General features: G+C 53.0%; 12 protein-coding genes. All 12 read left to right on the top strand.

What is annotated here, in order from left to right; all coding sequences use genetic code 11:
* Positions 1–40 precede the first annotated feature (40 nt).
* The 12 genes from ACMXD4_RS06655 to dnaJ all read left to right on the top strand — a co-directional run bounded on the left by ACMXD4_RS06655 (position 41) and on the right by dnaJ (position 14,713).
* Positions 41–649: a MotA/TolQ/ExbB proton channel family protein gene (locus ACMXD4_RS06655; RefSeq protein WP_415880232.1), complete on the top strand. Its 609-nt coding sequence runs from the start codon at positions 41–43 to the stop codon at positions 647–649.
* Positions 627–962 carry a DUF2149 domain-containing protein gene (locus tag ACMXD4_RS06660; protein ID WP_026147208.1) on the top strand — a complete coding sequence of 112 codons (336 nt, stop codon included), beginning with the start codon at positions 627–629 and terminating at the stop codon, positions 960–962. The genes ACMXD4_RS06655 and ACMXD4_RS06660 overlap by 23 nt, the downstream gene beginning before the upstream one ends.
* Positions 949–4,902 (top strand): cobaltochelatase subunit CobN, encoded by a 3,954-nt coding sequence (locus tag ACMXD4_RS06665; RefSeq protein WP_415880233.1) that lies wholly within the window; start codon positions 949–951, stop codon positions 4,900–4,902. Before ACMXD4_RS06660 ends, ACMXD4_RS06665 begins: the two co-directional genes overlap by 14 nt.
* 261 nt (positions 4,903–5,163) lie before the next feature.
* Entirely contained in the window at positions 5,164–7,623 is a 2,460-nt protein-coding gene (locus ACMXD4_RS06670; protein ID WP_415880234.1) for a TonB-dependent receptor, read from the top strand.
* A gap of 262 nt (positions 7,624–7,885) precedes the next feature.
* Positions 7,886–8,188, top strand: a complete 303-nt coding sequence (locus tag ACMXD4_RS06675) for a glycine zipper 2TM domain-containing protein (RefSeq protein ID WP_415880235.1) — start codon at positions 7,886–7,888, stop codon at positions 8,186–8,188.
* Between the two features lie 65 nt (positions 8,189–8,253).
* Positions 8,254–8,388, top strand: a complete 135-nt coding sequence (locus ACMXD4_RS06680; protein ID WP_275899126.1) for a hypothetical protein — start codon at positions 8,254–8,256, stop codon at positions 8,386–8,388.
* A 355-nt stretch (positions 8,389–8,743) separates the two neighbouring features.
* Positions 8,744–9,784: a heat-inducible transcriptional repressor HrcA gene (hrcA, locus tag ACMXD4_RS06685; RefSeq protein WP_033155579.1), complete on the top strand. Its 1,041-nt coding sequence runs from the start codon at positions 8,744–8,746 to the stop codon at positions 9,782–9,784.
* 50 nt (positions 9,785–9,834) lie between these two features.
* Positions 9,835–10,473, top strand: coding sequence for a nucleotide exchange factor GrpE (gene grpE / locus ACMXD4_RS06690; protein WP_415880236.1), 639 nt, complete (start codon positions 9,835–9,837; stop codon positions 10,471–10,473).
* 71 nt (positions 10,474–10,544) lie between these two features.
* Complete coding sequence (gene dnaK / locus ACMXD4_RS06695) at positions 10,545–12,479, top strand: molecular chaperone DnaK (RefSeq protein WP_415880237.1); 1,935 nt, start codon at positions 10,545–10,547, stop codon at positions 12,477–12,479.
* A 571-nt stretch (positions 12,480–13,050) separates the two neighbouring features.
* Complete coding sequence (locus ACMXD4_RS06700; RefSeq protein ID WP_415880238.1) at positions 13,051–13,239, top strand: hypothetical protein; 189 nt, start codon at positions 13,051–13,053, stop codon at positions 13,237–13,239.
* The gene (locus ACMXD4_RS06705) at positions 13,224–13,529 is read left to right on the top strand and encodes a type II toxin-antitoxin system RelE/ParE family toxin (protein ID WP_415880239.1); all 306 of its coding nucleotides are present in this window, start codon (positions 13,224–13,226) and stop codon (positions 13,527–13,529) included. Before ACMXD4_RS06700 ends, ACMXD4_RS06705 begins: the two co-directional genes overlap by 16 nt.
* A 44-nt stretch (positions 13,530–13,573) precedes the next feature.
* Positions 13,574–14,713 (top strand): molecular chaperone DnaJ, encoded by a 1,140-nt coding sequence (dnaJ, locus tag ACMXD4_RS06710; protein ID WP_101054857.1) that lies wholly within the window; start codon positions 13,574–13,576, stop codon positions 14,711–14,713.
* The last annotated feature ends 1 nt before the right edge of the window (position 14,714 follow it).

The following is a 14,714-nucleotide window of genomic DNA, read 5'->3' on the forward strand; positions in this document are numbered from 1 at the left end:
ACTACATAACTATAAAAAAGCATTAACCAGGAGAGGAACAGTGGCACTTACCCACGCGCTAGAACAAATTCTATACATGATCTCATCATCGCTTTACCTGCCGGTATTGCTGATTGTCACGTTGTTGGCCGCTTATTCGGTCTATACCTGCGGCCGGCTGGCCCAGGAATGGTTGGAGCGGCGCAAAGCCGGTTCACGCACCGTGCGCCTGTTCAATCTCGATCTGGCCGTCGCGCTGGGTCGCCAGCAACGCGCTAACGCCGCGCCGCTGGATGTCGAGCTGGAATTATTGCTGCAAACCCATGAGCATCGGCAATTAATCAAGTTGGATCAGGTGCGTTTCGTGATCAAACTTGGCCCGGCGCTGGGCTTGATGGGCACCTTGATTCCGATGGGCATTTCGCTGGCCGCATTGGCGCAAGGCAACATTCCCAGCATGGCCGGCAGCATGGTCACCGCGTTTACCGCTACCGTCACCGGTTTGGGCTGCGGCGTGATCACCTATCTGGTGGCTTTGGTGCGCGAGCAATGGCTGCGCGCCGATTTCGCGGCTATGCGCCATCAAGCCGAGCTGGCCGCCAGCCGGACTCTGGACGCGCCGGATTTGACAATCGAGGAGGACGGCCATGCGCTATCTGAGACGCTCTAGTCTGCATCGTAACAGCGAGCCGCTGGAAGATCCGATTGCCGGCGTCGCCAATCTGTTCGACGCCAGCGTGGTGTTCATCGTCAGCATGATGGTGGCCTTATTCATGGCCTACAACATGCTGGATTTGATGAATCCGGAATCCACCGTGACGATGACCAAGGAAAACGCCGACGGCACCATGGAAATCGTCAGCAAGAAAGGCTCGCAAATCAAAGTGTCCAAAGTCACCGACCGCAAACTTAGCGGTTCCGGCGAACGATTAGGTACTGCGTACCGCTTGAACGACGGTAAGGTGGTTTATGTACCGGAATAAATGCTGGCTTTGGCTGCCGGCTCTGCTGCTATGGCTGGCCGCAAGCAGCGCTTTCGCCGAAACGCCGCTCAACCTTAGCCTGATTCTCGGCGATCTGGACTCACAAACCGCTGTCGCCGCCACCGCTAAACTGCAAAATGATCCGCTGTTGCAAGGCGTCAAGTTGCGGGTGTATTCCAGCTCCAAATTGGCGCAAGCCGATCAGGCCGAATTGCAACAATCCAATCTGGTGCTGGCGCAAATCACCGGCCGCGGTATTTTGCGCGAGGGCGGCGAGGTGTTTAAACAGATCGCCGCGCATGGGGGCAAGCTGTACGCGGTGGGTTTGAGTTATGACGCCGATTTCGCCGATTACGGCTTGCAACTGGATAAAGACCTGCAAGCCTACATGTCGGCGGGTGGCGCCGACAATGCTGCCAACATGATTCGTTTGGCTGTCGCCAAACTCAAAAATGTCCAGGCCGACATTGCGCCGCCGCAAGCCCAACCGGAGATCGGCGCTTTCGACGTGCGCAGCAAGCAATTGTTCGCCGATTTCGACAGCTACCAAAAAGCGTACGCCGGTTTCAAAGCCGGTCAGCCATGGATCGCGATTTTGTTTTACCGTTCCTCGGCGCTGTCCGGGCAAACCGATACCGTAAAAACGCTGGCCGAACAACTGGAAGCCAAGGGCTACAACGTGCTGCCGATATTTGGCTATCCCTACGACAAAACCCTTGAAAAAATGCTGGTCGACGGCAACGGCAAATCCCGCGTCGAAGCCATCGCTGCGCTGGCCTTGAAAATCGGGGCCAGCCCGGAGAAGACCGTGCCGACCTTGACCCGCTTGGGCGTGCCAGTGCTAAATGGCATTGCATTGAACAGCCAAAGCCAGACGCAATGGACCGAGTCCGCAACCGGCCTGGATGTAATGGAACGGGCCTGGCAAGTAGCCTTGCCGGAATTTGCCGGCGAAATCGCCCCGACCGTGGTCGCCAGCAAAGAAAGCGTGCACGATAAAGCCACCGGCCAGGATTTCGTCCGCGAAACGCCGATCCCCGAACGCATCGCCCGCTATGCCGACCGCCTGGATAAATGGGCGAAGTTGCGGCATACCGCCAACGCCGACAAAAAGGTCGCGCTGCTGTATTACAACTACCCGCCCGGCAAGGAAAACATCGGCGCCTCGTATTTAAACGTGCTCCCGGAATCGCTGTTGAACATCATGCAGCGCATGCGTCAGGAAGGTTATCAATTGGGCAACGCGCCGCAAGATGGCGATGCCTTGAAAGCCGCCGTGAAAAATCACGGTATCAACCTGGGTAACTGGGAGCCGGGGGCGATTGCCGAAGCCGCTGCCAGTGGCCGTGCGGTGTTGTTGCCGATCGAAGATTACCAAAAATGGTTCGCCACGTTGCCGGAAACCTTTAAAGCCGCCATGCTCAAGTCTTGGGGCAAACCGGAAGACAGCAAAATCGGCGCCTGGACCGACAGCAAGGGTCAGCGCTTCTTGATCCTGCCGGCGCTGCAATACGGCAATCTGCTGTTGGCGCCGCAACCGTCGCGCGGTTGGGAACAAGACGTGAAAAAGCTGTACCACGATGTGACCATGCCGCCGCATCATCAATACGTGGCGTTTTATCTGTGGCTGCAAAAAGGCTACCGCGCCGACGCGATGATCCATCTGGGTACCCATGCCACCCACGAATGGCTGTCCGGCAAGGAAGTCGGTTTCACCGCCGCCGATCCCGGCGAAATTTTGATGGCCGACGTGCCGCAGATTTATCCCTACATCATGGACGACGTCGGCGAAGCCTTGCAGGCCAAGCGCCGGGCTATGGCGACCATCATTTCGCACATGACGCCGCCGCTGGACAAGGCCGATTTGAACCCGGAACTGGCCAAACTGGCCGGTTTGCTGGACGACTACAACGTCGCCGCCCAAAAAAGCGAGCAACTGGCGAAGATTCGTCTGGACGAGATCAACCAGATCGCCGGCAAGGCTGGACTGTTGAAAGACCTGAAAATGGAACGGGCCGAAGACGAGGAACAACTGGAGGAACTGGAACATTATTTAAAGGAAATTCGCGAGAAAAAGGTGCCGATGGGTTTGCATACCTTTGGTAAGGCGCCGGACGACGCGGCCAGACAGCGTTTCGCCGAAGCCATCGTTGCCCGCGATCCCAAGCTAAAAGGCGAGGCTTTAAAGCAAAAAGTCCAGGCCACGGCCAAACTGATTGCCGATAGCGCCAACGCCGAAATGAACGCGCTGATCGATGCGCTGGCCGGCCGCTACATCCCGGCCGGCAGCGGCGGCGATCCGTTGCGTAACCCGGACGCCTTGCCGACCGGCAAGGATTTATACGGTTTCGATCCGTCGCGGATTCCCAGCGAAGCGGTGTACAACGAAGGTGCGCGGCTGGCCGAGCAAGTGGTCGCTGATTTCAAAAAGCAGCACGGCCACTACCCGGAACGCTTGGTGTTCAATCTGTGGGGCGTCGAAAGCTCGCGCCATGAAGGCGTGATGGAAGCCGAAATCCTGCATCTGCTCGGCGTCAAACCGCATTGGGACGAACGCGGCCGCACCCAGGGCGTGGACGTCATTGCCCGCGACAAACTGGGCCGGCCTCGGGTTGACGTCACCATCATCCCATCCGGCTTGTACCGGGATTTGTTCGCGTCGGTCATCAAACTGCTGGACCAGGCCGAAACCAAGGCGCAGGAACAGGACGAGCCGGACAATCCGTTGCGCCGGCATATCCAGGAAACCCAGGCCGAGCTGATGAAACGCGGCTTGAAAGCCGAGGAAGCGCTAGACATGGCTTCGGCGCGCTTGTTCAGCGTGCCGTCTGGCGCCTACGGCACCAATCTGGACCGGGCGATTCCGCTGTCCAACACCTGGACCGACGAAAAACAACTGGCCGACGTGTTCTTCAACCGCATGCACCATGTTTATGGTCGCGGCCATTGGGGCGAAGCGGCCAGCAAGGACGCGACACTGGCGGTGGACTTGTTCAAATTGTCTTTGAAAGACACCGACGCGGTGATTCATAGCCGCTCCAGCAACGTCTACGCCACGCTGGACGGCGACGACTTCTTCCAGTATCTCGGCGGCACCGCCATGGCGGCAAGACAGGTTAACGGCAAAACCCCGGAAGTCTTGGTCGCCGACTTGGCCGACCCGACCGCCGCCAAAACCATGAGTCTGGAGCGCTATCAGGGCCGGGAAATGCAAAGCCGCTACCTGAACCCGAAATGGATCGAATCCATGCTGAAAGAAGGTTACGCCGGCGCACGCTTTATCAATATGGTGGCCGAAAACCTGTGGGGCTGGCAGGTGACGGTGCCGGAGGCGGTCGGCGCCGAGAAGTGGCAGGCGATGTACGAAACTTACGTTGAGGACAAATACCAGCTCGACATCCAGAAAAAATTCGAGCAAGCCGACAACCTGCTGGCTTACCAAGCTATGGTGGATCGGATGCTGGTGGCGGTAAACAAAGGCTATTGGAAAGCCGATCCAGCGGTGAAAGCCAAGCTGGAACAAGTTAACAAGGAAGTCATTGCGAAAGCCGGCGTGGCTTGCAACAAGGACACTTGCAGCAGCCCGGAAATCACCAAACTGGCTGAGCAACAGGATGCGGCCAAAGCCGCCAAGGCAGCCGCGCCGGGTGCGCAAGCCCAACCACCGGCACCCGCAGCGGCTCAAACGCCACCGCAGCCCACTCAATCTCAACAGCCGCCAGCCGCTCAGCAACCGCAGGCTCAAGCACAAGCCGCGCCGGATGCCGCCAAGCCTCTGGAAGGCTATGAGATGGAAGAGAAAAAAGCCGCCAGCGAAAGCACTGAACAGCAACAAACCTTGAGTTCGGCGCAGAGCTGGTGGTTGAGTTTTGCGATCTTGCTGTTGTTTGTCGCCGGTTATTGGCACGGCAGTTGGGAACAGCGGAAGGACAAAGCCTAGCGCTTGGCTGGAAAAACCCTGGCGTCCTTGTTACAGCGAGGGCGGTAACCCAGGAAATTCGAAAGCCATCATTCCCGCTTTCGTGGGGATGATGGCTGCGGGGAGTTTATGGGCTCACATAGGCCCGATATGAATAATAGCGTGGCGCCTCAGGGGGAAATTCAAGTAGGGGTCTGCTCTTGATGTAAGAAGAATTAAAAATAAATCTAACATGACCATGAAGCGCCGTTTTTTAAAATTGCATTACCGGAGGAATCAACTTTGTCTCGTTTACACGTAATAACGCTGTTGGCCCTGACCAATTTGGCTTACAGCAATCAAATCCTGGCAGAAGATAGCGATCAAAGCGCCGTGGGGCCAGCCGAAACCGCTAAGACCGACAATTCGGCCAGCAACGATGAGTCGCTGGGTACGATGGTGGTGACCGCCACCCGCTCGGAAATCAGTGCATCGATGGCGCCGGCCAATGTCAGTGTCATCACCACCGAAAATACCGAAAACCGCCTGACCCAACGTATCGGTGACGCCTTGAAGGATGTGCCGGGGGTGTATTTGCGTGGTAGTGCTTATGGCACCAGCTTCCCAGGCTCCAGTGTTAGCTCGTCTGCATTCCATGGCATCAGCGGTACGAATCGATCTTTATTTTTAGTGGATGGGCTGCCGGTAAACAATGCCAATTCAGGGCTGGTTGATTGGAATATCCTGAATATGGACGACGCTCAGCAAGTGGAATATGTCCCTGGACCCTTTTCAGCGCTGTACGGTAGTGGCGCGATGGGCGGTGTACTCAATGTGATCTCCAAAGTCCCCACTAAACGCGAAGGACGTCTGTCATTTGGCGCCGGTGGCGCGGCTGTTGATCAATGGGGCATCAAAGGCCGTTACCGGGATCGTTTCGAAAACGGCGTGGGGATTTCTCTGACCTTCAACCACATGGATAGCGATAACTGGGCGGTGTCGGATTACGTGACGGCTTCGCCAGCCAGCTTTACGCCACCGGCTACAGCGATACCGAATGCGGTAGTCAGAGCGAACACGGCTACCGCGTTAAGAAACGCCTCGACACCGGTATTCGGTGCCATTCCGACCGCAACCACCCAAGGTGGCTCGACCTACATCATAGGAGACAAAGGGGAACGCCCTTGGGAGCAGAACACCGCATCCTTGCATCTCTATTACGATTTGACTGATAGCACCGAGATTGATGGCGGTATGAGCTGGAGCCGCAGCGAAACTAGCGCAGGGACGTTTAACAGTTATTTGACCACTGCCGGAGGCTCGCCAATTGCAATCGCTACCGGAAACCCCACTGTCAATTCAGTCGCCAGCGTGGCCGGCCTGGCGCAAAGCAACAACTTGAATTTGAATGGCCAACGTCTTTCCGTCTACGAACAGCAGTTATTACATTTCCTGCCTTCCGTGGAAGATACGCGGCGATATTTTGCGCACCTGAAACATGATTTTGGGCATGACGTGAAATTGAATGTCGATTTTCAATACATGGATCACGAGACTTATTCGCCTAGCCCAAACAGTGCGGCGTTCGACGATACCTTAAGCGGTGGCAGAGGCCAGTTAACCGTCACGCCTAGCCAACGGATCGACGGTAATGTGGCATTGCGCTTCCCGTTTTTGTGGGATCAACGTAACTTTGTCACGGTCGGTTTTGGCGCAAACCACAACAATTTGGAAGGCCAAAAACGTTTGGCCTTGAGTAATTGGCAAGATTGGTCCTCAGTGACGAATACTGTTTACGATGGCAAGGGCGAGTCGAGTATTTACTCCGCCTTTATTCAGGACGAAATTTGGTTGCGTAAAAACTTGATTGCTCATCTTGGCGTTCGTTATGACGACTGGTCAACTTCCGGTTCCATCGTACAAAAGGCTACTGTCACTTCCACGGGTACCACCACTAACCTGACGCAAACATACAGCGAACGTTCCGTGTCGCAATTTAATCCCAAATTCAGTTTGACCTGGTTGCCGGCGGATGGCTACAAGTTGTTTGCTTCAACCGGTTGGGCATTCCGTCCACCCACCAACTCGGATTTGTATTCGACATCGCAAACGGCTAGCGGCAGTGTTTTTACCTTGACGCAAGCCGGGCCGAATCTGAAACCGGAAACCATGTATTCATGGGAAGTAGGCGGAGAGGCAACACCGATTGAGGGTACAACGATTGCCGCCTCGTATTTTCACCATTACATTTCTGATTTGATTTACCGTAAAGATACGACATTAAGCGCAACCAATCGGCTTCAGGAGCGGCAAAATGCGGGTGAAGCGGAGGTTGAAGGCGTGGAGGCCAAATTAAGGCAGAAATTGTATTGGGACTGGCTGCATTTTACGGGAACCTACACCTTAAACGACTCGATAATTACCAAGAACGAGGCGAATCCGCTGTCGGTTGGCAAACAGATGGTGTTGTTGCCGGAGACCATGTTCAGTGGCGGCTTGGATGTCAAATATGAGCATTGGAGCGGTGGCATTATTGGGCGCTATGTCAGCCAGCAGTATACGAACGACCAAAATCTGGATCAAAGGGCCGGCGTCCCAGGGAGTTACGACCCTTATTTTCTGGTCGATACCCGTATTGCTTATCAAGCGACGAAAAATATCGATCTGTCGTTTTCGGTGAATAATCTGTTGGATCGGGAATATTCCTCTTTTTACCAACAAGCCGGCCGCACCGTTTACGGGGAAGTGTCTTACAGCTTTTAATGTGCGTGACTGTCGCCTCCGGCGCAATCTGCTCCGGATATTCGGTTTGCGAGTATCCGGAGTAATGGCTATTGGTAGTTTATAGTCCTCGCTTAGCGTGCACAGTTCACAAAAATTGGCAATGTAAGCGCCGGCTTTGCTGTCTTCATCTGTTCTTAATCTTTTCCTAATCAAGACTTAAACATTGCTCTCTAGAATCAAGTCATAGATAAATTATTCTCGATCAAGGGGATTTATGTTTAGAGTGGCAAGTGTCGTTGTAATGAGTTTGTTGGTTTCGCCAATAGCCATCGCTGACGGGCATGGGCGAGGTCATCACAAACATCACCACCATGACCGGTACGTCGAGGTCGAGCGGGTGTATGTACCGGGGAGGGTTACGCAGTACGTCCCGGCACCGCCGCCCGCGCCGCGCTACGACCGATACGACCAACGCTCCACTCAGGGCTTGGTAGGTGGCGCGTTAGGCAGTGCGGCGGGTTACGAGATGAGTAGAGGCGATCCGTTGGGAGCCGGCATCGGTGCCGCCGCCGGCGCCTGGCTCGGCAACAGCATGAGCCGTTAATCAGCTACCGCCAATCAATTAACCGGTTTTGAATTTTTGGATGACTCATGCGACAGGAGGACAAAATGAGAATAAAAAATGGTAAAAAATATCAACAAGAACAGTACAGTAGAGTAGAAAAGTTTTTGAATGTATTGTTGTTTTTTGTCGTTGCCTACTATAGCTACTATGTGTTGTCTTTCTCCCAAATGGGGGCTTGAGACCACTGACGGTTGCGGTTTATTGGCCGTTTGCGTTCCTGCCATACAGTCCAGATAAGCAAACGCTAGATCGAATCAGAACCCTGCCAAGTCGTAAGACTTGCAGGGTTTTTTTATTGCCGGTTGTTGGGCAATATCGAAGATACATCTAAAAATCGTAATTCCGGAACAAACTGCCCATTGATCCGTTCTCCACGACACGGGGCTTCGGATATTCAATCCCAGCCCTTGATTGTGCTGGCAGCGCTTAGTTTATTCATAACCTGTTCAAGCCGTTGACAAGGTCGGACCCAACTGATAGCTTTGCTGTCTGGCACTCACCAATATCGAGTGCTAACGGAATTTGGGGGATGACGTGGCTGGCGGACAAGATTTAAACGAAAGATCGCTGTATTTATTAAAAACCTTGGTTGAGCGTTATATTCAGGACGGTCAGCCTGTTGGTTCGCGTTTGTTGTCTAAAGATCCACAGTTAAAGCTGAGCCCCGCCAGTATTCGCAATGTGATGGCGGATCTGGAAGAGATGGGTTTGATCCATTCCCCGCACACATCCGCCGGCCGAGTCCCGACCGTGAGCGGCTATCGTTTATTTGTCGACAGTTTGTTAACCGTCAAGCCTTTGGCATCCAGCGAATTGGACCAACTGCAACATGGCCTGAAAGGGGAGGCGGATAAAGCCAGTGACGTGTTGAACAAGGCTTCCAAATTATTGTCGGACGTAACGCGGATGGCCGGCGTGGTGACTTTGCCGCGCAGAGAAAGCGTCACCTTGCGGCACATCGAATTTCTGCCTATGTCCAATACTCGGGTGTTGGTGATTTTCGTCACCGACGACCAGGAAGTGCACAATAAAATCATTCATACCCACAAGCAATTCAGTCCTGCGGAATTACAACAGGCTGCCAACTATTTGAATTCGGTTTATTCCGGCCGCAGCTTGGCGAAAATTCGCGATTTGGTGGTGCGGGAGATGGAGCTCGATCAGCGGCAGGTCAATCAAGGCATGATGGACGCGGTGAACATGGCGCAGCTGACCTTCAGCGAACAACCCAACGACGACTATGTGTTGAGCGGCGAAACCAATCTAATGGGTTTTTCCGAGTTGTCGGACATGGAGCGTCTTAAGCAACTTTTCGAAGCCTTCAGCCAAAAGCGCGGCGTCATTCATTTATTGGATCAGTGTCTACAGGCCGAAGGCGTGCAGATTTTTATCGGTGAAGAGTCCGGCTATAGCGCATTCGATCATTGCAGCCTGGTGACGGCGCCTTATTCGGTGAATGACGAAGTGGTGGGGGTGTTGGGCGTGATCGGCCCCACCCGAATGGCGTATGAAAAAGTGATTCCGTTCGTGGATGTGACGGCAAAATTATTGGGCGCGGCCTTGAATCCCAAATAAATGGCCCTATCGTTAGGCCAACTAAAAAATTTAGAACCATGGAGTAAGTAATGAGTCATCAGCAATCGAGCCACGAACCCCAATCGGATAGCGATTTGATCGCCGAAGTTTTGGAACAGACCAAGCCAATCGACGCCGACGAACAGCCAACCGAAGCATCTGGCGCCGCCCCAGTCACTGTGGAAGCCTTGCAGGAACAATTGGAGCAAGCTCAGCAACAGGTTGCTGCCAACCTGGATAAAGCCATCCGCACGATGGCCGAGATGGAAAATTTAAAAAAGCGCGTGCAAAAAGACTTGGACGACGAACGCAAATACGGTCTGGCCAAATTTGCGAAAGAATTGCTGAGTGTTCTGGATAGTTTGGAATTAGGCCTGCAAGCGGCAACCGGCGATAGCCCGGAGATAGTGAAGCTACGCGAAGGCAGTGAATTGACCATCAAGCAATTCGAGTCGGTATTTGCCAAATTTAATATCGAAACCGTTGACCCCATCGGTCAAGTATTCAATCCGGAATTGCACCAGGCGATGGTCATGCAGCCAAGTGCCACCGCCCAACCCAATACCGTGTTAAATGTCTTCCAAAAAGGCTATGTGTTGAACGGCCGTTTATTGCGCCCTGCCATGGTGGTGGTGGCGAAAGCCGAGGACAAACCTGCCGATAGCGCAAAAATCGATGAGCAGGCTTGAAATTAAGACGATCAACCGCATATCGCTAACAACTTTTTAATTTATTACCAATTCAAGTCTGGAGAATATCAATGGGCAAAATGATCGGCATCGATTTAGGAACCACCAACTCCTGCGTCGCAGTCCTGGAAAACGGCACCGCGCGGGTTATCGAAAACAGCGAAGGCGCGCGCACCACGCCTTCCATCATCGCTTTTACCGGCGACAACGAAGTATTGGTCGGCCAGTCCGCCAAACGGCAGGCGGTGACCAACCCTGAAAACACTTTGTTCGCGATCAAACGCTTGATCGGCCGCCGTTTTAAAGAAGACGCGGTACAAAAAGACATCAAAATGGTGCCTTACAAAATTATGGAAGCCAACAATGGCGACGCTTGGGTGGAATGCCACGGTAAAAAAATGGCGCCGCCCGAAGTATCATCACGTGTGTTGATGAAACTGAAAAAAGACGCTGAAGCGTTCCTGGGTGAAGAAGTCACCGAAGCCGTTATCACCGTACCGGCTTACTTTAACGACTCACAACGTCAAGCCACCAAAGACGCCGGCCGTATCGCCGGTCTGGACGTCAAACGCATCATCAACGAGCCGACCGCGGCGGCGTTGGCGTTTGGTATGGACAAACCCAAAGGCGACACCACCATCGCGGTCTATGACTTGGGTGGCGGTACCTTCGATATTTCCATCATCGAAATCGCTGAAATTGAAGGAGAGCACCAATTCGAAGTATTGGCCACCAACGGCGATACTTTCCTGGGTGGTGAAGACTTTGACTTGCGCATCATCGACTTTTTGGCCGGCGAATTTAAACGCGACAGTGGCATCGATCTGCACAACGATCCATTGGCCTTGCAACGTCTGAAAGAAGCGGCAGAAAAAGCCAAAATTGAATTGTCCTCAGCTGAGCAAACCGACATCAATCTGCCGTACATCACCGCCGACGCATCCGGTCCGAAACATTTGAACGTCAAACTGACCCGCGCCAAACTGGAGTCGCTGGTTGACGAGTTGATCGAAAGAACCAAAGGCCCTTGCTTGCAAGCGATTAAAGACGCCGGTATTTCGACTTCTAAAATCAACGACGTAATTCTGGTGGGCGGTCAAACCCGCATGCCGAAAGTGCAAGCCTTCGTCAAAGAACTGTTCGGCAAAGAGCCGCGTAAAGACGTTAACCCTGATGAAGCGGTAGCTTTGGGTGCGGCGATTCAAGCCGGTGTATTGGGCGGCGACGTTAAAGACGTATTATTGTTGGACGTCACTCCGCTGTCCTTGGGTATCGAAACCCTGGGCGGCGTGATGACCAAATTGATCGAGAAAAACACCACGATCCCAACCAACGCCTCGCAAACCTTCTCGACTGCGGATGACAATCAAACCGCGGTGACCGTGCATGTATTGCAAGGCGAACGGGAAGTGGCTGCCGGTAACAAATCCTTGGGTCGTTTTGATTTGCAGGACATTCCACCTGCACCTCGTGGGATTCCACAAATCGAAGTGTCGTTCGACATCGACGCCAACGGTATCTTGAACGTATCGGCGAAAGACAAAGCTACCGGCAAAAAACAATCCATCGTGATTAAAGCCTCCAGCGGTTTGTCGGACGACGAAGTCGAACGCATGATTAAGGACGCCGAAGCACACGCGGACGAAGACCGGAAATTAAAAGAACTGGTTTCCGCGCGTAACTCGGCGGAAGGCATGATCCACGCCACTGAAAAGTCGCTGAAAGAACTGGGCGACCAAGTGGCTAGCGACGAAAAATCGGCCATCGAATCGGCGATCAAAGACCTGCAAGCGGTGCTCAAATCCGACGATAAAGACGCGATTGAAGCGAAAACCCACGCTTTGACCGAATTGTCCGGTAAATTGGCGGAACGTGTTTACGCACAGAAAGGTGCGGAAGGCGTTGCTGAGGCAGGACATGCTGCCGGCGCGGCGGAAGCTGCCGCAGAGCATGATCACAATGTGGTCGATGCAGAATTTGAAGAGGTTAAGGACGATAAGAAGTAAAGACTATACCCGTTCCCCTCTCCGTGAAGGAGAGGGGTGAGGCGAAGGTGTATGCTATGCTGGTATTATCCCTCATTCCTTTAAATCAATACCTACTTATAACCGCTGGTTAGTCATGTAGGGTACGCACTGCGTACCTTTTGCAAACGATGGGCTTCCTGGTGTCAGCCCATCCTACATTGAATAAACCGAATTCGGCAGAAATACAGGCAAGAACCGGCAATGCCAAAACTCTACGAATATTTCGGTTTAATTGTGATGTTTTAGCCAATGAACACGAACCCGTTCATGTTCACGGCAAATGCCAGTCCGGTAGGGCGCAATAACCAACGGGCATTGCGCCGTATTAAGCCCGCGTAGGTCCGATTAGCGAAGCGTAATCGGACGCAGGTTTCGAATATACATTCCTCCGATTACGCTATCGCTAATCGGAGCTACGTTGATTCCATATTGGTTGGTATAAATCGATTCGGTGAGAACGCATTTACACGAGCTTGGATGAATCGGTGTATTAATATTCTTAGTGACGTAGGATACGCACCGCGTACTTTTTTGTTTTTGCGAGGTAGATATGCAAACTGCTGTTACGGAAGTCAAAGAATTATTGAATAGGCTGCCCGAAGAAAGCAGTTATGAAGATATTCAATACCATTTGTATGTCATCGCTAAAATCCAGCAGGGAATAACTAGGGCAGAAACCGAAGGCGTTATCCCTCATGACGATGTCGAAAAGCAGTTTGAAAAATGGCTCGAAGATTAAGCTGGTCTCCGGAAGCTATCGAAGATTTAAATTCTATTAGAGACTATATAATCAGAGATTCCTTGTTTTACGCCCGTTCGGTTGTCCGTAAGGTGTTGGGTACTGCAAAGCGAATTCCAGAGGCAGTGGAAACAGGCAGAATTGTGCCTGAAGTTGGCGATAAAAATATCAGAGAACGGTTTGTATACAGCTATCGGCTGGTTTATAAGATTGATGAAATGCAAATTACCGTCGTCGCTGTGATTCATGGTAAACGATTGTTGGAAAATATCTCTGAACGTTTTAACTGATTGAATAATGTTCAATAAAAAGTAATAAAAACTCACTAATTAAAATGGCCGCAAAAGAAGACTTTTACAAACTGCTGGAACTGGATCGCAACGCGAGCGAAGCCGAAATCAAGAAGAGCTATCGCAAGATGGCGATGAAATTTCATCCCGACAGAAACAAGGATAATCCGGAAGAGGCGGAGAAGAAATTCAAGCTGGTCAAGGAAGCATACGAGATTTTATCCGACCCCAAAAAGCGCGCGGCCTACGATCAATTTGGCCACGCCGGTGTCGATTCGTCGATGGGCGGCGGTCGCGGCGGCTTTAGCGGGGCGGAGAATTTTAGCGATATTTTCGGTGATGTGTTCGGCGATATTTTCGGTGGCGGTCGGCAGCAGCGCAGCAGCGTGCAACGCGGCGCCGATTTGCGTTACAACCTGGAACTGACGCTCGAAGAGGCCGTCGGTGGAACCGAAGCGACAGTCAAGGTACCGGTGCTGGTGGCTTGCACCGAGTGTAACGGCAGCGGCGCCAAAAAAGGTAGCAGCCCGGTCACCTGTAACACCTGTCATGGTCACGGCCAAGTCAGGATGCAACAAGGCTTTTTCTCGGTGCAACAAACCTGTCCGACTTGCCGCGGCACCGGCAAGCAGATCAAAGATCCTTGTCCGAAGTGCTACGGTCAAGGCCGCGTGCAGGAAACCAAGACGCTCAACGTCAAAGTGCCTGCGGGTGTCGATACCGGTGACCGGATTCGTTTGGCCGGCGAAGGCGAAGCCGGTGCGAACGGCGGACCAGCCGGGGATTTATACGTACAAGTGCAGGTCAAGGATCATCCGATCTTCACCCGCGACGGTGCAAATCTTTACTGCGAAGTGCCGATCAGTTTCCCCATGGCTTGTTTGGGTGGTGAACTGGAAGTACCTACGCTGGACGGCAAGGTCATGTTGAAGATTCCGCCGGAAACCCAAACCGGACGCATGTTCCGTTTGCGCGGCAAAGGTGTGAAACCGGTCAGGGGCGGCGCGGTCGGTGATCTGTTGTGCAAGGTGCAACTGGAAACCCCGGTGCATCTAACCAAAGATCAAAAAGCCATGATCGAGAAGTTGGGCGAATCCTTGTCCGGCGGCGGCAAACATCACAGCCCGCAAGAGCATGGCTGGATGGATGGCGTGAAAAACTTCTTCGACAAATTGACGGGATAAA

Source organism: Methylomonas sp. TEB, assembly GCF_047777895.1.
Classification (GTDB): domain Bacteria; phylum Pseudomonadota; class Gammaproteobacteria; order Methylococcales; family Methylomonadaceae; genus Methylomonas.

Coding starts and splice junctions, on each gene's coding strand:
- ACMXD4_RS06660 (WP_026147208.1), top strand. CDS start 627: ATGCGCTATCTGAGACGCTCTAGTCTGCATCGTAACAGCGAGCCGCTG.
- ACMXD4_RS06665 (WP_415880233.1), top strand. CDS start 949: ATGTACCGGAATAAATGCTGGCTTTGGCTGCCGGCTCTGCTGCTATGG.
- ACMXD4_RS06675 (WP_415880235.1), top strand. CDS start 7,886: ATGAGTTTGTTGGTTTCGCCAATAGCCATCGCTGACGGGCATGGGCGA.
- ACMXD4_RS06680 (WP_275899126.1), top strand. CDS start 8,254: ATGAGAATAAAAAATGGTAAAAAATATCAACAAGAACAGTACAGTAGA.
- grpE (WP_415880236.1), top strand. CDS start 9,835: ATGAGTCATCAGCAATCGAGCCACGAACCCCAATCGGATAGCGATTTG.
- dnaK (WP_415880237.1), top strand. CDS start 10,545: ATGGGCAAAATGATCGGCATCGATTTAGGAACCACCAACTCCTGCGTC.
- ACMXD4_RS06700 (WP_415880238.1), top strand. CDS start 13,051: ATGCAAACTGCTGTTACGGAAGTCAAAGAATTATTGAATAGGCTGCCC.
- ACMXD4_RS06705 (WP_415880239.1), top strand. CDS start 13,224: ATGGCTCGAAGATTAAGCTGGTCTCCGGAAGCTATCGAAGATTTAAAT.
- dnaJ (WP_101054857.1), top strand. CDS start 13,574: ATGGCCGCAAAAGAAGACTTTTACAAACTGCTGGAACTGGATCGCAAC.